The organism is Burkholderia territorii (assembly GCF_001718335.1).
GTDB lineage: Bacteria > Pseudomonadota > Gammaproteobacteria > Burkholderiales > Burkholderiaceae > Burkholderia > Burkholderia territorii.
Genome location: NZ_CP013366.1, coordinates 3,033,509 through 3,055,879, shown reverse-complemented (window position 1 = coordinate 3,055,879; position 22,371 = coordinate 3,033,509). Strand labels below are relative to the sequence as shown.

Here is a 22,371-nt window from a genome sequence, read left to right as displayed (position 1 = left end):
GCTGCCTGCCGCGCAGGCAGGCGCGGCGGGCGCCGAACTGAAGTCTCAGCAAAGTTCCAGATGAACCGGAATCCACAAGAAAGACGAACGCCCGAGCAGATTCGCGCGGGCAACAAGCGGCTCGGCCTCATCCTGCTCGTCATCGCCGCCGTTTTTTTCGTGGGTGTCGTGATCAAGCAGTGGTGGCTGTCCACTCACTGATGCAGTAACTGACGCAGTAGCGAGGAAGTAGTCGTATGTCGAAGCCGGAAGAGGGCGCCGTCGATCGCGCGTTCAATCGTTCGATGCTGATGAAGCTCTTCGTCGTGGCCGGACTGATGTTCGGCTTCGGCTTCGCGCTGATTCCGATGTATCGCGCGATTTGCCAGATCACCGGCATCAACAACCTGGTGCAGCGCGACGTCAGCGAACGCGAGGCGAAGAACACGCAGGTCGACTACAGCCGCACGGTGTCGGTCGAGTTCGATGCGAATGCGCGCGGCCCGCTCGGGTTCAAGCCCGAGCACAACAGCCTCGACGTGCATCCCGGCGAGCTGACGACGATCGTGTACGACGTGACCAACGGGCAGGGCCGGCCGATGGTGGCGCAGGCGATTCCGAGCTACGCGCCGAAGCAGGCAACGGAATTCTTCAAGAAGATCGAGTGTTTTTGCTTCACGCAACAGACGCTGGCAGCGAACGAGTCGCGCAAGATGCCGGTGGTGTTCGTGATCGATCCGAAGCTGCCGAAGGACGTGAAGACGATCACGTTGTCGTACACGTTCTTCGAACTGAACACGCCGGCCGCGCCGGCGCCGGCGCCGCGCAAGACGGCGGCGCAGGGCGCGGCGAAGCCGGACGCATGACGGAGACGGAGCGGTGACGGAGACCAAGCGGAGCGGGACGTTCGGCCAGGCATTGCGAGCGGTGTTGTGGTCGTTCTTCGGGGTGCGCAAGCGGCGCGACCTGGAGGCCGATGCGACGCAGCTCAATCCGCTGCACGTGCTGATCGTCGCGTTGATCGCGGCCGGCATGTTCATCGGCGTGCTGATCCTGATCGTGCGTGCGGTCGTGGGTTGAGGCCCGCGGCCACGAAAGAATGCAGTGCGTGGCGCCCGGGCGCCGCGTGCGGGAAAGCGCGGCGGCGGCACGCGCCGTGCAAGAAATAAAGCCGGAGCGGTTTCCGGTACACAAATTGGACTGAAGTGGAGAATCAAGCATGAGCGGTCAAAACCAGACCCCGTACTATTTCGTGCCGCATCCGTCGCAGCATCCGATCAGCGCGGCCATCGGCCTGCTGGTCATGCTCGCGTCGGTGGCGCTGTGGATCAACGGTCACGACTGGGCTCCGTACACGGCGCTGCTTGGCCTGCTGTGGTTGCTCTTCACGCTGTATCACTGGTTCGGCGACGCGATCGCCGAGTCCGAAGGCGGTCATTACGGCAAGAACGTCGACAAGTCGTACCGCTGGAGCATGAGCTGGTTCATCTTCTCCGAAGTCATGTTCTTCGGCGCATTCTTCGGCGCGCTGTTCTATGCGCGCGAAATCGCGCTGCACCAGCTCGGCAGCCTCGACTACAAGCTGATTTGGCCGGACTTCTCCGCCGTGTGGCCGAACGAAGGCCCCGCCGCGCTCGCCGGTCACTTCAAGACGATGGGCCCGTGGCCGGTGCCGACGCTGAACACCGCATTCCTGCTGGCGTCGGGCGCGACGCTGACGGTGTCGCACCACGCGCTGCGCGACGATCACCGCAAGAAGGCGATCGCGTGGCTGGCCGCGACGCTCGTGCTCGGTGTCTGCTTCCTGTTCATGCAGGGCTTCGAGTACTACCACGCGTACAACGAACTGAACCTGACGCTGAACTCGGGCGTGTACGGCTCGACGTTCTTCCTGCTGACGGGCTTCCACGGCTTCCACGTGTTCCTCGGCGGCACGATGCTCGCGGTGGTGCTGGTGCGGATGATCCGCGGCCACTTCAAGCCCGATCACCACTTCGCATTCGAAGGCGCCGCGTGGTACTGGCACTTCGTCGACGTCGTCTGGCTCGGCCTGTACGTCGTCGTCTACTGGCTGTAAATGCAGGAACGGCCCGCGCAGCGATGCGCGGGCCGTTTTCATTGGCAAGGACGGGGCAGCGGCTGGTTGCCTGCGCCCGACGCCAGCCCGGCGCCGCCGCGACTCAGTCAGGCGGCGCTTTTGCTTGGTGGCGCCGTTGTGCGGCGAAATGTCACAGCGGGCGCGGAGGTGACAGCGGTCGCGGCGACCGCGGGCACGGATGCATCAACGCCCGATCGGCAGGCCGGTCGAATGAATCCAGCCCATCCAGTTCGCGAACAGGATGAACACGAACAGCGAGATCGACAGCCCGACGCGGGTGGCGAGCGACCACACCATGCGCTTCGTATGGCCGCGGTCTTGCATCATGAAGTAGAGCGCCGAGCCCATGCTGGCGACGATGAGGACGAAGGCGATGGGAACGAGGATGTGCATGACGCGTACCGGACGACGGCAATTCGAAAGGAAGAGGATAATTATCGCACTTCGCTTTCGCGAATGCGCCTCGCGGGTGGCCCGATGAAGATCCGGTTGCTGCCTGCGCTGCTGATACTCGCCGTCGTCGCGGTCACGATTCGCCTCGGATTCTGGCAGCGCGACCGTGCGCACCAGAAGGAAGCGCTGCAGGCGAGCATCGTGCGCTACGAGCACGCGGCGCCCGTCGACATCGGTGCGCAGCCGATTCCGCTCGCATCGATCGAGTTCCATCGCGTGCGGGCGAAGGGCCGCTTCCTGCCGGAGCAAGCGGTGTTCCTCGACAATCGGCCGTATAACGACCAGCCGGGTTTCTACGTCGTGATGCCGTTTAAACTCACGGACGGCGGCGTCGTGCTGGTGAACCGGGGCTGGCTGCCGCGCAATATCGCCGATCGCACGGCGATCGAGCCGTTCTCGACACCGGAAGGCGACATCGAGATCGAAGGTATCGCACGCGCCGATGCGTCACGCGCGTTCGAGCTTGGCGAAGGCGGCTCGGCCGCGCACCAGAAGATCCGGCAGAACCTGGACGTCGCCGCGTATGCGAAGGAAACGGGGCTGCCGCTGCAGCCGTTCGTGATCCAGCAGACGAGCGACGACGGCGACAAACTCGTGCGCGACTGGCCGGCGGCGACGACCGGCGTCGAGCGCAATTACGGTTACATGTTTCAGTGGTGGGCCATGGCGGCGGCCGCGCTCGGTTTCGGCCTGTACGCCGCGCGGCGTGCGGCGAAGAAGTCGGCCGGCGCGTGAGTGCCATGCCAGGACGCGGCGCAAGCGCCGCGGGTTCGTTTCGAGAGGTCTGATTTGTCCATGCAATCTTCCCGTCAGGGTTCGGCCGCAACGCCGATCTCGCCCGCGGCCCGCAAGCGCGGCCGCTGGATGCTCGTGCTGCTGGGTCTCGTGTGCGCAGCACCGATCATCGCGTCGTACTTCACCTATTACGTGATCAAGCCGAAGGGCGGCTCGACCAACTATGGCACGCTGATCGAGCCGCAGCGGCCGATTCCGGCCGACCTGCAGGTGACCGACGAAACCGGCAACACGGTGCCGCTGTCGTCGCTGCGCGGCGTGTGGCTGTTCGTGATGACCGACCGCAGCGCGTGCGACGACGCCTGCGCGCAAAAGCTCTACTTCATGCGCCAGATCCGCGTCACGCAGGCGGGCGAGCGGCACCGGATCACGATGGTATGGCTGCGCAGCGATGCGGGCGCGGTCCCGCCGAAGGTGCTGGAGGCGTACCCGGACACGCGTCGGCTCGTCGCCGATCCGGCTGCGGTCGCCGCGTGGCTGCCGGCCGACGCCGGCACGAAGGACACCGACCACATCTACATGGTCGATCCGAACGGCAACCTGATGATGCGTTTCCCGAAGAACCCGAACCCCAGCAAGATCAAGACGGACGTCACGAAACTGCTGAAGTGGTCGAGCATCGGCTAAGGCGAGACGGCGAGGCAACCATTCGATGTCGTATCTACTGCAACTCGGCCTGATCGGCCTCTGCATCGCGCTGCTGCCGCTGTCGTACGTGTGGGTGAAGGCCGACGACGACAAGTTCCGCAAGCTGGTGTGGATCACCACGTTCCTGACCCTCGACCTCGTGATGTTCGGCGGCTTCACGCGGCTGACCGATTCGGGCCTCGGCTGCCCGGACTGGCCCGGCTGCTACGGCACGTCGTCGCCGTTCATCGCGCACGCGGCGATCACGGCCGCCCATCAGGCGATGCCGACCGGCCCCGTCAGCATGACGAAGGCGTGGATCGAGATGATCCACCGCTATTTCGCGATGGCGATCGGCGTGCTGATCATCGCGCAGGTCGTGATCGCGTGGTCCGCGCGGCTGCGCCGCCGCCCGCTGCACGTGTCGCCGTGGTGGCCGACGAGCCTGCTGCTGCTGATCGTCGTGCAGGGCGTGTTCGGCGCGTGGACGGTCACGATGAAGCTGCAGCCGGTGATCGTCACGACCCACCTGCTGCTCGGCCTCACGCTGCTCGGCACGCTCGGCTGGCTCGCGGCGCGGCAAACGCCGCTGCCGTCGCATGACCCGGAGGCCGGCCGCTACCGCGCGGCCGCGCTCGCGGCGCTCGCGCTGCTGGTCGTGCAGATCGCGCTTGGCGGCTGGGTGAGCACGAACTATGCGGTGCTCGCCTGCACCGACTTCCCGACCTGCAACGGCCAGTGGATCCCGCCGATGAACTTCGAGCAGGGCTTCCATCTGTGGCGCGCGCTCGGCATGACGAAGGATGGCGACGCGATCACGCAGGACGCGCTGGTCGCGATTCACTGGACCCACCGCACGTTCGCGTTCGTCGTCGTCGCGTACCTGGTCGCGTTCGCGCTGAAGATGCGCCGCTTCGAGTCGCTGCGCCGGCCCGCGAACGGCGTGCTGCTGATCGTCCTGCTGCAGTTCCTGACGGGCCTGACCAACATCGTGCTGCAGTGGCCGCTGCCGGTCGCCGTCGCGCACAACGGCGGCGCCGCGATCCTGCTGCTGCTCGTCGTCATGTTAAACTTTCGCATCCTTTCAAGCCGCCCCGGCCGTGTCGTGCAGCCCGCGCGCGACGCCGCCCCGGCGTGACCGTCCCCATGCAAAGCACCCTTTCCCAATCGCCCGGTAACCGGTTCTCGCAGTACATGGCGTTGACGAAGCCGCGTGTCACGCAGCTCGCGGTGTTCTGCGCGGTGATCGGCATGTTTCTCGCGACGCCGGGCATGGTGCCGTGGCATGTGCTGATCGGCGGCACCGTCGGCATCTGGCTGCTGGCCGGCGCCGCGTTCGCGATCAACTGCCTCGTCGAACAGAAGATCGACGCGATGATGCGCCGCACCGCATGGCGTCCGTCCGCGCGCGGCGAGATCACGACCCCGCAGATCCTGCTGTTCTCGGCCGTGCTCGGCAGCATCGGCGCATGGACGCTCTATACGTTCACGAACCCGCTGACGATGTGGCTGACGATCGCGACGTTCGTCGGCTACGCGGTGGTCTACACGCTGTTGCTGAAGCCGATGACGCCGCAGAACATCGTGATCGGCGGCGCGTCGGGCGCGATGCCGCCGGCGCTCGGCTGGGCAGCAGTCACCGGCGCGGTGCCGGGCGACGCATGGATCCTCGTGCTGATCATCTTCGTATGGACGCCGCCGCATTTCTGGGTGCTCGCGCTCTATCGCCGCAAGGACTACGAGAACGCGGGGCTGCCGATGCTGCCCGTCACGCACGGCGAGAAGTACACGCGGCTGCACATCCTGCTGTACACGGTGATCCTGTTCGCGGTCGCGCTGATGCCGTTCATCTCGGGGATGAGCGGCGCCGTCTACCTGACGAGCGCGGTGCTGCTCGGCGCGGTGTTCCTCGCGTATGCATGGAAGATCTATCGCGACTATTCGGACGCACTCGCCCGCAAGGCCTTCCGTTATTCGATCGTCTACCTGTCGCTGCTGTTCGCCGCGCTGCTCGTCGATCACTATGCACGCCCGCTGCTCGGCGTGTAACCGCACGGTTTGAACGCAATGCTCCATTCATGGTTCGGGCGCCGCGCGCGCCAAGGCTGGATGCTCGCGTGCGCATTCGCGGCAGCCACGCTGCTCGCCGGCTGCGACAACGCGCCGAAATTCCAGAATCTCGACATCACCGGCAACACGCAGTTCGGCAGCGATTTCTCGCTGCCCGACACGACCGGCAAGGTGCGCACGCTCGCCGATTTCAAGGGCCGTGCGGTCGTGATGTTCTTCGGCTATACGCACTGTCCGGACGTGTGTCCGACGACGATGGCCGAATTGTCCGAAGCACTGAAGCAGCTCGGGCCCGATGCCGCGAAGCGCGTGCAGGTGCTGTTCGTCACCGTCGATCCGGAGCGCGACACGCCCGCGCTGCTCGGCCAGTACGTGCCGGCGTTCAACCCGTCGTTCATCGGCCTGCGGCCGGCCGATGAAGCGCAGCTCAAGAAGGTCACGAAGGATTTCCGCGTGTATTACGCGAAGGTGCCCGGCAAGACGCCCGGCAGCTACACGATGGATCACACCGCCGCGAGCTACGTGTTCGATCGCGACGGCAAGCTGCGTCTGTTCGTGCGCGACGGTCAGGGCCCCGGCCCGTGGGTGCACGACCTGAAGCTGCTGGTCGACTGAGCGGCGCGCGCGGCATGCTCGTCCGGGCGTTCGCCCGGCGAAGCGCGTGACGGCCGCGACGCGCCGTCACGCATTCCTCCCGTTTCCCCTCGATCCGCATTCGCCGCCTCGGTAGGCGGCGTGCGTGCGCGCATTCGCGCGCCGGCGCGCGTTACGGCAGCGCCGGCACGTTGAAGCCCTGCGCGGCACGCGTGATGCGGAATTCCGTCACGCGGTACGTCGCAAGGCCTTCGGTCACGAACGGATCGGTCTCGAGGATCGCGTCCAGTTCGTCGCGGTCGATGCGGGCCGCGAGAATCACGCCGCCTTCGCGCGGCACCTTCGGCCCCGCGGCGATGAAGATGCCGCGCTCGAACAGCGGCTGCAGATACGCACGGTGGCGTTCGAGTGCATCGTCGATGCGCTCGAGCGACGCGTTGTAGTGGATGTCGATGACGTACATGGATGGCCCTGGAATATCGCCGGCGCGTCGTGTGCCGGTCAGCCGGTCTTTTTAGCACAGCGGCCGCGTCGTGTCGTGCCGGCCGTCGTGCGTGTATTCAAGTTGTAAGTCTCGTTGCCGTAATTACGGGGGCAACCGTTTGCGCGCGACCGGCCGTTCGCGCGCATCGCGGGCATCGAATTTCACAACAAGGCACGCAGATGAGCAGAATGAGTTTGAACCGCAAGCTGTGGCTCGCGCTTGCGCTGGTATGGATCGGCTTGCTCGGCGTCGGCGCATGGAGCGCATACGAGACACGCGCGACGATGCTCGCCGAACGCAAGGCAGGCATCGCCAACCTGGTCGAGTCGGCGGCCGGTATCGTCAACGCGTATCACGCGCTCGCGCAGAGCGGCTCGCTGCCCGAGGCCGACGCGAAGCGCGACGCGCTCGCGAGCCTGGCCGCGATGCGCTACGGCGAGTCGGGATATGTGTTCGTGATGGATTCGAAACCCGTCGTGCTGATGCATCCGACGCTGCCGAAGCTGGTCGGCACGCAGGTCGGCGACTATCTCGACCCGGACGGCAAGCCGCTGTTCGTCACGATCCTGAACGCCGCGAAAACGACCGGCAGCGGCTTCGCCGAATATCGCGGGCGGCTGCCGCACAGCGAGACCGCCGTGCCGAAGATCAGCTACGTCACGCGCTTCGCGCCCTGGGACTGGAACATCTCGAGCGGCGTGTTCCTGAAGGACATCGATACCGTCTACTACCGGACGCTGTTCGGCCACCTTGCGGTCGTGCTCGTGATCGGCTTCGTGATCAGCGCGGCGATGCTCGTGATCATCCGCAACGTGCGCGGCAGCCTCGGCGGCGAGCCGGACGAAGCGGCCGCGCTGGCCACGCGCATCGCGCAGGGCGACCTCACGCGGCCGGTGCCGGTGCGTGCGGGCGACGACACGAGCATGATGGCGGCGATGCGCGACATGCAGGCGCGCCTGCAGGCGACGATCGGCGGGATCCGCCAGTCGGCCGAGTCGATCGCGTCGGCGAGCCGCCAGATCGCGTCCGGCAACGACGACCTGTCGCAACGCACCGAGGAGCAGGCCGCGTCGCTCGAGGAAACGGCCGCGAGCATGGAGCAGCTCACCGCGACGGTGAAGCAGAACGCCGACAATGCGCGGCAGGCGAGCGGGCTCGCGAACAATGCCTCGGAGATCGCGCGGGCCGGCAACGATGTCGTCGGTCGCGTGATCGGCACGATGGGCGAGATCGACGACAGCTCGCGCAAGATCGCCGACATCATCGGCGTGATCGAGGGCATCGCGTTCCAGACCAACATCCTCGCGTTGAATGCGGCGGTCGAGGCCGCGCGGGCCGGCGAGCAGGGGCGTGGCTTCGCGGTGGTCGCGGGCGAGGTGCGCTCGCTCGCGCAGCGCAGCGCGACGGCCGCGAAGGAGATCCGCGAACTGATCGTCGATTCGGTCGAGCGCGTGCGCAACGGCTCGACGCTGGTCGGCCAGGCCGGCACGACGATGGGCGAGATCCTGCAGGCGGTCGCGCGCGTGACCGACATCATGGGCGAGATCGCGGCGGCGTCCGAAGAGCAGGCGAGCGGCATCACGCAGGTCGGGCGCGCGGTCACGCAGATGGACCAGGTCACGCAGCAGAACGCGGCGCTCGTCGAGGAGGCCGCCGCGGCCGCCGCGTCGTTGCAGGAGCAGGCCGGCCGGCTGCGCGAAGCGATCGGCGCGTTCCGGGTGCCCGATGCCGGCGCCCGTGCGCACTGAACGCAACTAACGGCCGAATCATGCGCGTTCCGCCGGCACTGCCGCGGTGCATACCCATATGAGCGGGATGTATTTCACTTCCGGCCGATCCTGTGACACCATTTGCCCCTTTCCTGCGAGTCGGGGCTTACCCGTATCGCGCCCCATTTTCAGTTAGCAAGAAAGCGAGAAACAAATGAAGCGTCGCAGTCTCCTGAAGGTATTTTCCGTGCTGGCCACCGGTGCCGCGCTGACGCTGTCGGCCGCCGCGCACGCCGACGACAAGGTCATCAAGGTCGGCACGGTCGCCGGCCCGGATGCGCAGGTGTGGCAGGTGGTGCAGAAGGTCGCGAAGGAGAAGGAAGGCCTGAACGTGAAGGTCATCGAGTTCAACGACTACGTGCAGCCGAACGCGGCGCTCGATGCGGGCGACCTCGACGCGAACAGCTTCCAGCACCAGCCTTACCTCGACAGCCAGGTGAAGCAGCGCGGCTACAAGATCGTCAGCGCGGGCCTGACCTACATCTCGCCGATCGGCGTGTATTCGAAGAAGTTCAAGGCGCTGAAGGACCTGCCGCAAGGCGCGAAGCTCGCGGTGCCGAACGATCCGTCGAACGAGAACCGCGCGCTGCTGCTGCTGCAGACGCAAGGCGTGATCAAGCTGAAGGCCGGCGCCGGCACGGGCGGCAACAACGCGACGGTGCTCGACATCGCCGAGAACCCGAAGAAGCTGAAGATCTCCGAGCTCGACGCCGCGCAACTGCCGCGCGTGCTGTCGGACGTCGACGCCGCCGTGATCAACACGAACTACGCGCTCGCCGCGAACCTGCAGCCGACCAAGGACGCGATCGCGCTCGAATCGCTGACGAGCCCGTATGCGAACCTGATCGCCGTGCGCGCGAAGGACAAGGACCAGCCGTGGGTGAAGAAGCTGGTCAAGGCGTACCAGTCGCCGGAAGTGAAGGAGTTCATCAACAAGCAGTTCAAGGGCTCGATGGTCGCGTCGTTCTGAGCGCCGCTCACCGGTCGGACCGCTGAAACGAAAGGGCCTGCATCGTGCAGGCCCTTTTTTCATGTGCGCGGCCGGCATGCGACCGCGCGGCGTCTGGTGTTCGACGTCGGCTCACATCTCGCCGCGCCGCGAGCAGATCGCCATGATCTGCTGGATCGCGTAGTTGTCGCGCACGCCCGGCAGCGATTGCACGACGCACTCGTGATAGCGTCGCTCGCGCGGCAGCAGCATCGCGTTGTTGCGGTACAGCGCGTCGCACGAGCGCTGGATCAGCTGCGCGGCCGCGCTGTTGCGGCTCTCGCGCAACGCGCCCAGCATGCAGTCGTCGTATTGCGCGCTGCCGTCGGTCAGCGCGAATGCCGCACCTGGCAGCGCCAGCGCGACGGCCGCGCACGCGATTGCACGGATGCCACGTTTCATGTGCTCTCCGATCGTGTGGATTGGGTCGGCGGACAGCATAACGTAAAGCTGTAAACGCGGCTGACGCGTTGCGCGGGAAGCGGCCCGGAGTGCCGACGGCCGCGCTTGCCGGGCGTTTCGCGGCAGCACGGCGGCGCGTGTGGCGGCCGTCCGACCGAAAGCATGGAGTCAGGCGGTGGTCTGCGGAAATGGTATCCTCGAGCGTTCGCCGCCGCGCGCCTTCCCGGGGCCGCGCGGGGCCGCTGCCGCCCGAGCCGTCACCCGGCTGCGCGCGCACCGGCACCTGCATGACGGCGGCGGGAATCCATCATCCAGAACCGACACAAATACGGGGGAGACTCACCCATGAAGCGTTTCAAGACTTTCGCGATCCGTTCGATCACGGCCGGCGTCGCCGCATTCGCGCTGGCAGGCGCCGCGCACGCACAGACGGTCAAGGTGCTGTCGATCGTCGACCACCCGGCGCTCGATGCGATCCGCGACGGCGTGCGCGCCGAACTGAAGGCGCAAGGCTACGGCGACGACAAGCTCAAGTGGGAATACCAGAGCGCGCAGGGCAACACGGGCACGGCCGCGCAGATCGCGCGCAAGTTCGTCGGCGACCAGCCCGACGTGATCGTCGCGATCGCGACGCCGGCCGCGCAGGCGGTCGTCGCTTCGACCAAGAGCGTGCCGGTCGTCTATTCGGGGGTGACCGATCCGGTCGCCGCGCAGCTCGTGAAGGGCTGGGGCCCGTCGGGAACCAACGTGACGGGCGTGTCCGACAAGCTGCCGCTCGACCGCCAGGTCGCGCTGATCAAGCGCGTCGTGCCGAAGGCGAAGACGGTCGGCATGGTCTACAACCCGGGCGAGGCGAACTCGGTCGTGGTCGTGAAGGAGCTCAAGGAGCTCCTCGCGAAGCAGGGGATGACGCTGAAGGAAGCGGCCGCGCCGCGCACCGTCGACATCGGCCCGGCCGCGAAGAGCCTGATCGGCAAGGTCGACGTGATCTACACGAACACCGACAACAACGTCGTGTCCGCGTACGAAGCGCTCGTGAAGGTCGCCAACGAAGCGAAGATCCCGCTCGTCGCCGGCGATACCGACAGCGTGAAGCGCGGCGGCATCGCGGCGCTCGGCATCAACTACGGCGATCTCGGCCGGCAGACCGGCAAGGTCGTCGCGCGCATCCTGAAGGGCGAGAAGCCGGGTGCGATCGCGTCGGAAACGAGCAGCAACCTCGAATTGTTCGCGAACACGGGCGCGGCCGCGAAGCAGGGCGTGACGCTGTCGCCGGATCTGCTCAAGGAAGCGAAGACGGTCATCAAGTAAGCCGCGGCCCGACCGCCGCGCTTGCAGGCCCGATCCGGGCCTGAACGAAACCATCGGACGGGCGGCCTCCACCCGGGGCCGCCCGTCCGCTTCGCCCGGCCGTACACGCGAGGCCGGGAAGCAACAGGATTTCCCCATCATGTCTCTGTTCTCGTTTCTGGGCGCGCTGGAGATCGGCCTGATCTTCAGTCTCGTCGCCCTCGGGGTGCTGATTTCATTCCGCATCCTCAACTTCCCCGACCTGACCGTCGACGGCAGCTTTCCGCTCGGCGGCGCCGTCGCCGCGACGCTGATCTCCGCCGGCCACGACCCGTTCACGTCGACGGTGCTCGCGATCGTCGCGGGCGCGCTGGCCGGCTTCGTCACCGGCTGGCTCAACGTGCGCCTGAAGATCATGGACCTGCTCGCCAGCATCCTGATGATGATCGCGCTCTACTCGGTGAACCTGCGGATCATGGGCCGCCCGAACGTGCCGCTCATCACCGAGCCGACGCTCTTCACCGTGCTGCAGCCCGACTGGATGCCCGACTACGTGCTGCGCCCGGCGCTGCTCGCGATCGTCGTGGTGGTCGCGAAGCTCGGCCTCGACTGGTTCTTCTCGTCGCAGCTCGGCCTTGCGATGCGCGCGACCGGCGCGAACCCGCGGATGGCGCGCGCGCAGGGCATCGCGACGGGCCGCGCGACGCTCGCCGGGATGGCGCTGTCGAACGCGCTCGTCGCGCTCGCCGGTGCGCTGTTCGCGCAGACGCAGGGCGGCGCCGACATCTCGATGGGGATCGGCACGATCGTCATCGGGCTGGCCGCGGTGATCATCGGCGAGACGCTGTTGCCCGCGCGCCGGCTCGTGCTGACGACGCTCGCCGTCGTGCTCGGCGCGATCGTCTACCGCTTCTTCATCGCGCTCGCGCTGAACAGCGAGTTCATCGGCCTGAAGGCGCAGGACCTGAACCTCGTGACGGCCGCGCTCGTCACGATCGCGCTGGTGCTGCCGGCGACGCGCAAGAAGCTGTTCGCGCGCAAGAACGGAGGGGCATGACATGTTGTCCGCACAAGACCTGAAACTCACGTTCAATCCCGGCACGCCGATCGAGACGCGTGCGCTGCGCGGGCTCTCGCTCGAGATTCCGGACGGCCAGTTCGTCGCGGTGATCGGCTCGAACGGCGCGGGCAAGTCGACCTTCCTCAACGCGGTCAGCGGCGACCAGCGCGTCGATTCGGGACGCATCGCGATCGACGGCACGGACGTCACGCGTCAGCCCGCGTGGAATCGCGCGCACCTCGTCGCGCGCGTGTTCCAGGATCCGATGGCCGGCACCTGCGAGGCGCTGACGATCGAGGAGAACATGGCGCTCGCGATGGCGCGCGGTGCCCGGCGCGGCTTTCGCGCGGCGCTCGACCGGCCGTCGCGCGAGCTGTTCCGCGACAAGCTGCGTCTGCTGAACCTCGGGCTGGAAAACCGGCTGACCGACCGGATCGGGCTGCTGTCGGGCGGCCAGCGGCAGGCGGTGAGCCTGTTGATGGCGTCGCTGCGGCCGTCGCGGATCCTGCTGCTGGACGAGCACACGGCCGCGCTCGACCCGAAGACGGCCGCGTTCGTGCTCGAGCTGACGGCGCGCATCGTCGCCGAGAGCAAGCTGACGACGATGATGGTCACGCACAGCATGCGGCAGGCGCTCGACTACGGCGACCGCACGGTGATGCTGCACCAGGGGCAGGTCGTGCTCGACGTGTCGGGCGACCAGCGCCGCGGGCTCGACGTGCCGGACTTGCTGCAGATGTTCGAGAAGGTGCGGCACGAGCAGCTCGACGACGACGCGCTGCTGCTCGGTTGACGCGCGGCGGGCGGACCGGCGCGGTGCGGGGTGTTGTATCGTGCCGGCTCGCCTGCCGGGCGGCGGCATGTCGGCCCGGCGTGTCGGCCCGACGATTCGGGCCGGGCGGCGATGAAGCGGGTTCGGCCGACACGATCCGGCCCGCCCGCTCGGTGTGGCGTAACATGACGGCCGCACCGGTTTTCCCGTCGTTTTTCCTCTGACGAAACCCCCGTTTCACCTCGGGACTGTGCGGCGTACGCGCATTGCCATATACTGTATATCCATACAGTTGTGGGTGGCGTCATGCTCGCATCCTCCATTTCCCCCGAATCCCTTCATCCGTCGCTCTGGCGCGGCTCGCAGCTCGCGCGCGGCGGTTCGCGCACGATCGACACGGGTTTCGCGCCGCTATCGGCCGAGCTGCCGGGCGGCGGCTGGCCGGTCGGCGGGCTCGTCGAGCTGCTGGCCGCGCAGCCGGGTTGCGGCGAGATGCGGCTGCTCGCGCCCGCGCTCGCGCGTACCGTGAGCGCGCGGCGGCCGCTCGCGCTCGTCGCGCCGCCGCACGCGCCGCATGCGACCGCGCTCTCCAGTCTCGGCGTGCCGGCCGACGCACTGCTGTGGCTGCGCGCCGGCAGTCGCACGGATGCCTTGTGGGCCGCCGAGCAGGCGCTCAAGGCGGGCTGCTGCGGCGCGCTGCTGCTCTGGCAGGACGCGCGGCCCGACGCGCTGCGCCGCCTGCATCTCGCGGCCGCGCGCACCGGCGACACGCTGTTCGTGATGCTGCGCCCGCTGTCGGCCGCACGGCAGCCGTCGCCGGCCGTGCTGCGCGTCGCGCTGCATCCGGTGCCGGGCGGCGTGTCGCTCGACATCGTCAAGCGTCGCGGGCCCGCGCGCAGCGAGCCGCTCGCGCTCGATTTGCCGTCGCCCATCGTGGAGAGCCGCTATGCGCGTCTTGCTCGGCATCCATCTGCCGCGCCTGCCGCTCGACGTGTGCGCCCCGCCGCCGTCTGACGCAGCGGCCGGCGAGGCGAGCGAGGCCGGCGATGCAGGCTGCGCGGTGCTCGAGCAAGGTGTCGTGCTGATTGCCGATGCGCCCGCGCGCCGGCAGGGCGTGCGCGCGGGCATGAAGCGCGGCGGCGTGCTGACGCTCGCGCCCGACACGCGGCTCGTCGAACGCGATCCCGCCCGCGAGGCCGATGCGCTGCGCGCGGTCGCGCTCGCGTTGCTGCGTTTCTCGCCGTGCGTCGCGCTCGACGACGAAGCGACGCTGATCGTCGACGTCGGCCCGAGCCTGCGCCTGTTCGGCGGGCTGCCGTCGCTGTGCCGCCAGGTGCGCGCAACGCTCGCGGCGCTCGGCTATGCGGCGCGCCTGTCCGCCGCGCCGACCGGGCGCGGCGCGTGGCTGCTCGCGCGCACGTCGGCGCGTGCGCGCATTCGGCGTCGCGTGGCCGCACCGGCTTCGCTCGTCCGCACGCTCGATCGGCTGCCGTGCGTGCTGCTGCCCGACGCGCGCCCGTATGCGGGCTGGTTCGACGGCCTCGGCTGCCGCACGCTCGCCGATCTGCGCGGCCTGCCGCGCGCGGGGCTGCAGCGGCGCTGCGGTCCGGCGCTGCTCGCCGCGCTCGATCGCGCGTACGGCGATGCGGTCGAGCCGCTCGCGTGGATGGCGGTGCCGCCCGTGTTCGACGTGCGGCTCGAATTGCCGGAGCGCGTCGAATACGCGCAAGCCGTGCTGTTCGCCGCGCGGCGGCTCGTCGTGCAGCTCTGCGGGTGGCTCGCCGCGCGACAGCTGTCGCTGGCCGCGATGACGTTCGATCTCGAGCACGAGCGAGGCCGCCAGGCCGTGCCGCCGACGCCGCTCGAACTCGCGTTCGCCGCGCCGGTGCGCGACGAAGCTCACTTCATGCGGCTGCTCGGCGAGCGGCTCGCGCGCGTCGAATTGCCGGCCGCGGTGATCGCGGTGCGGCTGAAGGCCACGCGCGTCGAATCGGTCGCGCCGCCGGCCGACGATCTTTTTCCCGAACCGGGCGGCACGAAAGAGACGCGCGCGCGCCTGCTCGAACTGCTGGTCGCGCGGCTCGGCGCGGACAACGTGCTGCGCGCGGCGCCCGTCGCCGATTACCGTCCGGAGGCCGCGAACCGCTGGCTGCCGCTCGATGCGCAAGCGGGCAAGCCGGCCGGCGGGCCGCCTGCCGTGCCGCCGCGTCCCGCGTGGCTGCTGGCCGAGCCGCAGCCGCTCCTGATGCGCGCGAACCGGCCGGTGTTCCATACGCCGCTCAGGATGATGTCGTCGGCCGAGCGGATCGAAGCCGGGTGGTTCGACGGGCAATTGACCGCACGCGATTACTACGTTGCCCAGGACGAAGCCGGTGCGTGCTATTGGGTGTTCAGGGAGCGAGCGGGGAGCGAGGCCGAACCGCACTGGTTCTTGCACGGGCTGTTCGGGTGAACGAAGATGGTTGCGCAATTCAGTTTGTTGCCCGATTACGCGGAGTTGTTCTGCCGCTCGAACTTTTCGTTCCTGCATGGCGCGTCGCATGCGGACGAACTGGTCGAGCGCGCGGCCGAACTCGGCTACCGCGGGATCGCGATCACCGACGAATGCTCGCTCGCCGGCGCGCCGCGCATGCATGTCGCCGCGCAGGCGCACGGGCTGCCGCTCGTCATCGGTTCGTATTTCGACGTCACGCCGGATGACGTCGCACCGGGCCACGATCCGGGCCCCGGTGCATTCGGCCTCGTGCTGCTCGCGCAGAACCGCGAGGGTTACGGCAATCTTTCCGAGCTGATTTCGTGGCGGCGCATGGCCGCGCCGAAGGGCAGCTATACGTTGACGTCGCGGATGCTGTCGGCACCGCCCGCGGAGTTTGCGCACCTGCGCGGCATGCCCGACTGCTTCGCGATTCTGGTGCCCGCGTATCCGGTGCGTGCCGACGTGCTCGATGCGCAGGTCGCATGGTTTCGCGCGACTTTCGGCGAACGCGCGCGGCTCGGGCTCGTGCAGTTGCAGCGCGCGCTCGACGGTGCGCAGCGCGAGGAGATTCGCGCGGCCGGCGAGCGGCGCGGCGTGCGTATCGTCGCGCTCGGCGACGTGACGATGCACCGGCGCTCGTGCAAGGCATTGCAGGATGTGATGACGGCGATCCGGGTCGGGATGCCGGTTGCCGAGTGCGGGTATGCGCTGGCGCCGAATGCGGAGCAGCACCTGCGTTCGCGGCAGCGGATCGGACAGTTGTATGCGCCGGACGAGATCGCGCAGACCTGCGCGATTCTCGACGCGTGCGATTTCGACCTCGGCTCGCTGCGCTACGAGTATCCCGACGAGATCGTGCCGCACGGGCTGACGCCGACGCGCTATCTGGAACAGGAAACCTTCGCGGGCGCGGCCGTGCGTTATCCGCAAGGCATTCCGCAGAAGGTCAAAAAGCAGATCCGCCATGAACTCGGCCTGATCGCGCGGCTGAGCTACGAACCGTTCTTCCTGACCGTCTACGACATCGTCAAATACGCACGCAGCCAGAACATCCTGTGCCAGGGCCGCGGCTCGGCCGCGAACTCGGTCGTCTGCTACTGCCTCGGCATCACCGAGGTCGATCCCGACCAGAGCACGATGCTGTTCGAGCGCTTCATCAGCGAGGAGCGCGGCGAGCCGCCGGACATCGACGTCGACTTCGAGCATCAGCGCCGGGAAGAGGTCATTCAGCATATCTACGAAAAATACGGCAAGGAGCGCGCCGCACTCGCGGCGGCCGTCTCGACGTATCGTCCGCGCGGCGTGCTGCGCGAAACCGGCAAGGCGCTCGGCGTCGATCCGATGCTGGTCGATCGTGTCGCGAAGGGGCATCGCTGGTTCGACGGCAGCCGCGATCTGCTGCAGCAATTCTCGTCGACCGGGCTCGATCCGGCCACGCCGATCATTCGCACGTGGGCCGAACTCGCCGCGCGCCTGCTCAACTTTCCGCGCCACCTGTCGCAGCATTCGGGCGGCTTCGTGATCAGCCGCGGCAAGCTCACGCGGCTCGTGCCGGTCGAGAACGCGGCGATGGACGGGCGGCGCGTGATCCAGTGGGACAAGGACGATCTCGAGGCGCTCGGGCTGATGAAGGTCGACGTGCTCGCGCTCGGCATGCTGTCGGCGCTGCATCGCGCGTTCGACATGCGCACCGCGTGGCGCGGGCCGCAGGAAGACGGCCAGCCGTTCACGCTGAAGGACATTCCGCAGGATGACGAACCAACCTACGACATGATCTGCCGCGCCGATACGGTCGGCGTGTTCCAGATCGAGTCGCGTGCGCAGATGTCGATGCTGCCGCGGTTGAGGCCGCGCAACTATTACGATCTCGTCGTCCAGGTGTCGATCGTGCGGCCCGGGCCGATCCAGGGCGGGGCCGTGCATCCGTATCTGAAGCGGCGCAGGATCGTGGCCGGCGAGGAAGAGGGCGAAGTCACGTATCCGAGCGACGCGCTCAAGGAAGTGCTCGTTCGCACGCTCGGCGTGCCGATCTTCCAGGAACAGGTGATGCAGATCGCGATCGTCGCGGCGGGCTTCACACCCGGCGAGGCCGACGAACTGCGCCGCGCGATGGCCGCGTGGAAGCGCAAGGGCAACCTCGAGAAGTATCACGACAAGATCATCGACGGCATGCTCGAGCGCGGCTACACGCGCGAGTTCGCCGAGCAGATCTTCGAGCAGATCAAGGGCTTCGGCGAATACGGCTTCCCCGAGAGCCACGCGGCCAGCTTCGCGAAACTCGCGTACGCGAGCAGCTGGCTCAAATGCCACGAACCCGCGATCTTCGTCGCATCGCTGCTGAACAGCCAGCCGATGGGCTTCTACGCGCCCGCGCAGCTCGTGCAGGACGCGAAGCGCCACGGCGTGAAGGTCTTTCCGGCCGACGTCACGCGAAGCGGCTGGGAAGCGTCGCTCGAAGCGTTGCCCGGCCAGCCGCCGCCGCACGGGCAGCCCGCGGTGCGGCTCGGCCTGTCGCTCGTGCGCGGCCTCGGCGAGGCCGCCGCGCGGCGCATCGAGGCCGCGCGCGCGGCGGGCCCGTTCGAGAGCGTCGACGCGCTCGCGCGCCGCGCGCAGCTCGAACGGCGCGATCTCGAAGCGCTCGCCGCCGCGAACGCGCTCGCGACGCTCGCCGGCCATCGGCGCGATGCATTGTGGCAGGCCGTCGCCGCGGCACCGGAGCGCGACCTGCTCGCCGCCGCGCCGATCGACGAAACGGAGCAGCCGGTGCTCGGCGCGCCGTCGGAAGCCGACGACATCCTCGCCGACTATCACACCACCGGCCTCACGCTGAACCGCCACCCGGTCGCGCTGCTGCGGCCCGCGCTGCGCGCGCAGCGGCTGTCGTCCGCTGCCGAGTTGCGCGATCGCCCCGACGGCCGGCTCGCGCGCGCATGCGGGCTCGTGATCGCGCGGCAGATGCCGGGTACCGCGAAGGGCGTGATGTTCATGACGCTCGAGGACGAGACGGGCTGCGTGAACGTGATCGTGCGGCCCGAGCTGCTCGCGCGGCAGCGCCGCGAAACGCTCGACTCGCGACTGCTCGCGGCATCGGGCGTGTGGCAGGTCGTCAGCGACGTGAGGCACCTCGTCGCGCAGCATTTCGAGGATCTGACGCCGTTGCTCGGCGGCCTGCGCACGTCGAGCCGCGAGTTTCACTGACGCGGCGCGCCGACACGCCGCCGACCCGCCGCCGACCCGCCGCCGGCATGTCACCCGCGCACCGTCGCCGGATGCATACCAGTCGATCGAATTGGTTCTATTCCGGTATCGTTTCCTGCCTCCCAAGCCAGGCAAATACGCCACGGGAACTGTCCCCTTGCATACCAATCCGGGTAAATCCCTATCCGGCATTTCCTTGTAAACAAAGGCTTTACAGGAACTAAAACGCTTGCCGGACAAGGCTTCTGGCGATTTCCAAGCCGCTAATACCAGTTCGTTGACTGGTATTATGGTGGTTATATAATGCGTTCACTTTCGACGGTCCGAGATCGTCGTCCGACACCCGGAGGCACATGGAAACCGGCTGGCCCGAACTGGCACCCGATCCCCTCGACGACACGCCGCTGTATCTGCAGCTCGCCCGCAATCTGGCGAGCGCGATCCACGCCGGCGCGTGGCGGGCCGGCGAGGCGCTGCCGTCGGAGCGGCTGCTGTCGGGGTCGGTCGGCGTGTCGCGTATCACGGCGCGCCGTGCACTCGCGCTGCTGGTCGAGCAGGGATTGATCAAGCGGGCGCGCGGCGCGGGCAGCTTCATCACGCCGCGCGTTGCCGATCCGCTGTCGCGTCTCGTCGGCTTCACCGCGAAGATGCAGCAGCGCGGTTTCGTGCCCGATTCGGTGTGGCTGTCGCGCACGCTGCGCACCGCGAGTCGCGACGAGATCACGCGTCTCGGTCTCGCGCCGGGCGCGACGGTCGCGCGGCTCGAGCGGCTGCGCCGCGCGGACGGCATCGTGATGGCCGTCGAGCATTCGACGCTGCCGGCCGCGGTCGTGCCCGATCCGCAGGCGCTCGGCGCGTCGCTGTACGAATACCTCGACGCGCGCGGAATGACGGTCGTGCGCGCGCTGCAGCACTTTCGCGCGGCGAATGCGACGCACGAGATCGCGAAGTGGATGTCGGTGAAGCCGGGCTCGGCCCTGCTCGTGATCACGCGCATCGGCTACGGAGTCGACCAGCGCGCGATCGAAGTGTCCGAAACGTATTGCCGCGACGACTACTACGACTTCGTCGCCGAACTGAAACGCTGACGCGCGAGACTGCCCGCGCGCCCCGCGCAGCACGGCGCACCGAAGCACCGAAGCACAACGGAATTGCAAATCGCGACGCGGATGTCCGCGTCACCAGATCATCCAGAGAAACCTCATGCTGACTGGAAACATCCTGACCCCCGACGGCTGGATTCACGGCTCGCTCGACAGCGAGAACGGCCGCATCACCACGCTCCACGGCACGCCCGCCGATCCCGCGAAGAACGACGCGCCGTACATCCTGCCCGGCTTCATCGACCTGCACGTGCACGGCGGCGGCGGCGCCGACGTGATGGAAGGCGGCGACGCGATCGAGACGATCGCGCGCACGCACGCGCAATTCGGCACGACGAGCCTGCTCGCGACGACGATGACCGCGCCGCGCGACGAACTGATGGAGGTCGTCGCGAATCTCGGCATCGTCGCGCGCACCCGCACGCCCGGTGGCGCGCGCGTGCTCGGCGTGCATCTCGAAGGGCCGTACATCAATCCGGGCAAGCTCGGCGCGCAGCCGGACGCGGCCGTGTCGGCCGTGCTCGACGAAGTGTTGAAGTACCTGTCGATCGCGCCGATCCGCGTCGTCACGCTCGCGCCGGAAATCGCCGGCCACATCGAGATCATCGGCGAGATGGCCGCGCGCGGCGTGCGCGTGCAGCTCGGTCACTCGCTCGCGACCTACGACGACGCCGTCGCCGCGCTCAAGCACGGCGCGTGCGGCTTCACGCACCTGTTCAACGCGATGTCGCCGCTGCATCACCGCAACCCGGGCCTGGTGGGCGCCGCGCTCGCGCACGCCGAGTACGCGGAAATCATCCCCGATCTGCTGCACGTGCACCCGGGCGCGATTCGTGCGGCGCTTCGCGCGATTCCGCGCCTGTACGTCGTGACCGACAGCACGTCGGCCACCGGCATGCCCGACGGCGAATACCGGCTCGGCAGCCAGCACGTGACGAAGTGCCTCGGCGGCGTGCGGCTCGCCGACGGCACGCTCGCCGGCTCCACGCTGACGATGGACCAGGCGTTGCGCAACCTCGTGTCGCTCGGCCTGCCGATCGCCGACGTGTCGAACCGGATGTCGCGCTACGCGGCCGACTACCTCGGCATCGCCGATCGCGGCCGCATCGAGCGCGGCGCGTGGGCCGACCTCGCCGTGTTCGATCGCGAACTGAACCTCACCGCGACTTACGTCGAAGGAGAATCGATTGTCGAATATGCTTAAGGAAGCGCGCGAGTCCGCCCAGGTCGTCGCCGCGCAACTCGCCGACACCGCGCGCGTCGAAGCGCTCGCCGGCCAATTGCTCGATCACCCGCCGGCCGTCGCGCTGACGGTCGCGCGCGGCAGCTCGGATCACGCCGCCAGCTATTTCGCGAGCCTGACGATGAGCCGCCTCGGCGTGCCCGTCGCGTCGCTGCCGATGTCCGTCGCGACGCTGCAGCAAGCGCCGCTGAAGGTGCAGGACCAGCTCGCGATCGCGTTTTCCCAGTCGGGCAAGAGCCCCGATCTCGTCAACACGATGGCCGCGCTGCGCGAAGCCGGCGCGCGCACCGTCGCCGCCGTCAACGTGCTGCCGTCGCCGCTCGCCGACGCGTGCGAGCACCAGCTGCCGCTGCTGGCCGGCCCCGAACTGTCGGTCGCCGCGACCAAGAGCTACATCGCGATGCTGTCGCTGTCCGCGCAGATCGTCGCGCACTGGCAGCGCGACGCCGCGCTGCTCGCCGCACTGCGCGGCCTGCCCGACGTGCTCGCGCAGGCCGGCCGGCTCGACTGGTCGCCGGCCGTCGCCGCGCTCGCGGGCGTGGAGCGAATGATCGTGATCGGCCGGGGGCTCGGCCTTGCGATCGCGCAGGAAGCCGCGCTGAAACTGAAGGAAACGTCGGGCATCCAGGCCGAGGCATTCTCGAGCGCTGAAGTCCGTCACGGCCCGATGGAGCTGATCGACCGCGACTACCCGCTGCTCGTGTTCGCGCCGCCGGGCCCGGAGCAGGCCGGGCTGCTGCAGCTCGCGCAGGACATGCGCGCACGCGGCGCGGCCGTGCTGCTCGCGGCGCCCGCCGGCACGCCCGGCGCGACCTTGCCGCTCGCGCAGTCCGCCCATTCGGCGCTCGATCCGATCGCCGCCATTCTTTCGTTCTACGTGATGGCAGCGGATCTCGCCGCCGCGCGCGGCCGCAATCCCGACACGCCGCGCCATCTGAACAAAGTCACCGAAACGCACTGATAGCCGAGA

The 22,371-nt window shown here is 68.2% G+C and carries 23 protein-coding genes; 20 read left to right on the top strand and 3 right to left on the bottom strand.

All coding sequences use genetic code 11. The annotated features are described in order from the left end of the window. Window positions 1-60 precede the first annotated feature (60 nt). The 4 genes from WS51_RS32645 to WS51_RS24585 all read left to right on the top strand — a co-directional run bounded on the left by WS51_RS32645 (window position 61) and on the right by WS51_RS24585 (window position 2,056). Window positions 61-201 (top strand): cytochrome oxidase small assembly protein, encoded by a 141-nt coding sequence (locus WS51_RS32645; protein ID WP_006760728.1) that lies wholly within the window; start codon window positions 61-63, stop codon window positions 199-201. Between the two features lie 35 nt (window positions 202-236). Next, window positions 237-845 (top strand): cytochrome c oxidase assembly protein, encoded by a 609-nt coding sequence (locus tag WS51_RS24595; protein WP_059507798.1) that lies wholly within the window; start codon window positions 237-239, stop codon window positions 843-845. Between the two features lie 13 nt (window positions 846-858). Further along, window positions 859-1,059: a DUF2970 domain-containing protein gene (locus WS51_RS24590; RefSeq protein WP_059451499.1), complete on the top strand. Its 201-nt coding sequence runs from the start codon at window positions 859-861 to the stop codon at window positions 1,057-1,059. A 139-nt stretch (window positions 1,060-1,198) separates the two neighbouring features. Beyond that, a complete protein-coding gene (locus WS51_RS24585) occupies window positions 1,199-2,056 on the top strand; it encodes a cytochrome c oxidase subunit 3 (RefSeq protein ID WP_059451498.1) in 858 nt (285 codons plus the stop codon). Window positions 2,057-2,260: 204 nt separating this feature from the next. Here the strand turns inward: WS51_RS24585 and WS51_RS24580 are convergent, their stop codons facing one another. Beyond that, a complete protein-coding gene (locus WS51_RS24580) occupies window positions 2,261-2,470 on the bottom strand; it encodes a twin transmembrane helix small protein (RefSeq protein WP_059451497.1) in 210 nt (69 codons plus the stop codon). Window positions 2,471-2,554: 84 nt separating this feature from the next. Here WS51_RS24580 and WS51_RS24575 point away from each other — a divergent pair, with 84 nt between their 5' ends. From WS51_RS24575 to WS51_RS24555, 5 genes are read left to right on the top strand one after another with little or no spacing between them, the layout of a single operon-like run. Beyond that, window positions 2,555-3,265, top strand: a complete 711-nt coding sequence (locus WS51_RS24575) for an SURF1 family protein (RefSeq protein WP_059507882.1) — start codon at window positions 2,555-2,557, stop codon at window positions 3,263-3,265. Window positions 3,266-3,325: 60 nt separating this feature from the next. Then, the gene (locus tag WS51_RS24570; protein ID WP_059451496.1) at window positions 3,326-3,952 is read left to right on the top strand and encodes an SCO family protein; all 627 of its coding nucleotides are present in this window, start codon (window positions 3,326-3,328) and stop codon (window positions 3,950-3,952) included. Between the two features lie 25 nt (window positions 3,953-3,977). Further along, on the top strand, window positions 3,978-5,090 hold the full coding sequence (locus tag WS51_RS24565; protein WP_069229883.1) for a COX15/CtaA family protein: 1,113 nt from the start codon (window positions 3,978-3,980) through the stop codon (window positions 5,088-5,090). Window positions 5,091-5,098: 8 nt separating this feature from the next. Beyond that, entirely contained in the window at window positions 5,099-6,001 is a 903-nt protein-coding gene (gene cyoE, locus WS51_RS24560) for a heme o synthase (protein ID WP_069229882.1), read from the top strand. Window positions 6,002-6,019: 18 nt separating this feature from the next. Further along, window positions 6,020-6,637 (top strand): SCO family protein, encoded by a 618-nt coding sequence (locus tag WS51_RS24555; protein WP_059464455.1) that lies wholly within the window; start codon window positions 6,020-6,022, stop codon window positions 6,635-6,637. 151 nt (window positions 6,638-6,788) lie between these two features. On the opposite strand, the gene WS51_RS24550 is transcribed toward WS51_RS24555, so the two are convergent. Continuing rightward, window positions 6,789-7,079, bottom strand: a complete 291-nt coding sequence (locus WS51_RS24550) for a YciI family protein (protein WP_044848209.1) — start codon at window positions 7,077-7,079, stop codon at window positions 6,789-6,791. A 200-nt stretch (window positions 7,080-7,279) separates the two neighbouring features. On the opposite strand from WS51_RS24550, the gene WS51_RS24545 reads away from it, so the two are divergent. Together WS51_RS24545 and WS51_RS24540 are read left to right on the top strand one after the other, a co-directional pair. Beyond that, window positions 7,280-8,848, top strand: a complete 1,569-nt coding sequence (locus WS51_RS24545; RefSeq protein WP_069229881.1) for a methyl-accepting chemotaxis protein — start codon at window positions 7,280-7,282, stop codon at window positions 8,846-8,848. 175 nt (window positions 8,849-9,023) lie between these two features. Continuing rightward, on the top strand, window positions 9,024-9,839 hold the full coding sequence (locus WS51_RS24540; protein WP_059451490.1) for a MetQ/NlpA family ABC transporter substrate-binding protein: 816 nt from the start codon (window positions 9,024-9,026) through the stop codon (window positions 9,837-9,839). 111 nt (window positions 9,840-9,950) lie between these two features. On the opposite strand, the gene WS51_RS24535 is transcribed toward WS51_RS24540, so the two are convergent. Beyond that, window positions 9,951-10,259: a VF_A0006 family four-cysteine protein gene (locus WS51_RS24535; RefSeq protein WP_059451489.1), complete on the bottom strand. Its 309-nt coding sequence runs from the start codon at window positions 10,257-10,259 to the stop codon at window positions 9,951-9,953. A 345-nt stretch (window positions 10,260-10,604) separates the two neighbouring features. Here WS51_RS24535 and WS51_RS24530 point away from each other — a divergent pair, with 345 nt between their 5' ends. The 9 genes from WS51_RS24530 to WS51_RS24490 all read left to right on the top strand — a co-directional run bounded on the left by WS51_RS24530 (window position 10,605) and on the right by WS51_RS24490 (window position 22,362). Then, window positions 10,605-11,570 carry an ABC transporter substrate-binding protein gene (locus WS51_RS24530; protein WP_059451488.1) on the top strand — a complete coding sequence of 322 codons (966 nt, stop codon included), beginning with the start codon at window positions 10,605-10,607 and terminating at the stop codon, window positions 11,568-11,570. A gap of 139 nt (window positions 11,571-11,709) precedes the next feature. Next, window positions 11,710-12,606 carry an ABC transporter permease gene (locus WS51_RS24525; RefSeq protein WP_059451487.1) on the top strand — a complete coding sequence of 299 codons (897 nt, stop codon included), beginning with the start codon at window positions 11,710-11,712 and terminating at the stop codon, window positions 12,604-12,606. A 1-nt stretch (window position 12,607) separates the two neighbouring features. Continuing rightward, entirely contained in the window at window positions 12,608-13,402 is a 795-nt protein-coding gene (locus tag WS51_RS24520; RefSeq protein WP_069229880.1) for an ABC transporter ATP-binding protein, read from the top strand. 285 nt (window positions 13,403-13,687) lie between these two features. After that, complete coding sequence (imuA, locus tag WS51_RS24515; protein WP_069229879.1) at window positions 13,688-14,395, top strand: translesion DNA synthesis-associated protein ImuA; 708 nt, start codon at window positions 13,688-13,690, stop codon at window positions 14,393-14,395. Next, on the top strand, window positions 14,328-15,833 hold the full coding sequence (locus WS51_RS24510; RefSeq protein ID WP_059451484.1) for a Y-family DNA polymerase: 1,506 nt from the start codon (window positions 14,328-14,330) through the stop codon (window positions 15,831-15,833). The genes imuA and WS51_RS24510 overlap by 68 nt, the downstream gene beginning before the upstream one ends. A gap of 6 nt (window positions 15,834-15,839) precedes the next feature. After that, window positions 15,840-19,055 carry an error-prone DNA polymerase gene (locus WS51_RS24505; protein WP_069229878.1) on the top strand — a complete coding sequence of 1,072 codons (3,216 nt, stop codon included), beginning with the start codon at window positions 15,840-15,842 and terminating at the stop codon, window positions 19,053-19,055. Window positions 19,056-19,408: 353 nt separating this feature from the next. Continuing rightward, window positions 19,409-20,143 (top strand): GntR family transcriptional regulator, encoded by a 735-nt coding sequence (locus WS51_RS24500; RefSeq protein WP_059507792.1) that lies wholly within the window; start codon window positions 19,409-19,411, stop codon window positions 20,141-20,143. Window positions 20,144-20,258: 115 nt separating this feature from the next. Beyond that, window positions 20,259-21,362 carry an N-acetylglucosamine-6-phosphate deacetylase gene (gene nagA, locus WS51_RS24495; protein WP_069229877.1) on the top strand — a complete coding sequence of 368 codons (1,104 nt, stop codon included), beginning with the start codon at window positions 20,259-20,261 and terminating at the stop codon, window positions 21,360-21,362. Further along, window positions 21,355-22,362: an SIS domain-containing protein gene (locus WS51_RS24490; protein ID WP_059451480.1), complete on the top strand. Its 1,008-nt coding sequence runs from the start codon at window positions 21,355-21,357 to the stop codon at window positions 22,360-22,362. Before nagA ends, WS51_RS24490 begins: the two co-directional genes overlap by 8 nt. Window positions 22,363-22,371: the final 9 nt, after the last annotated feature.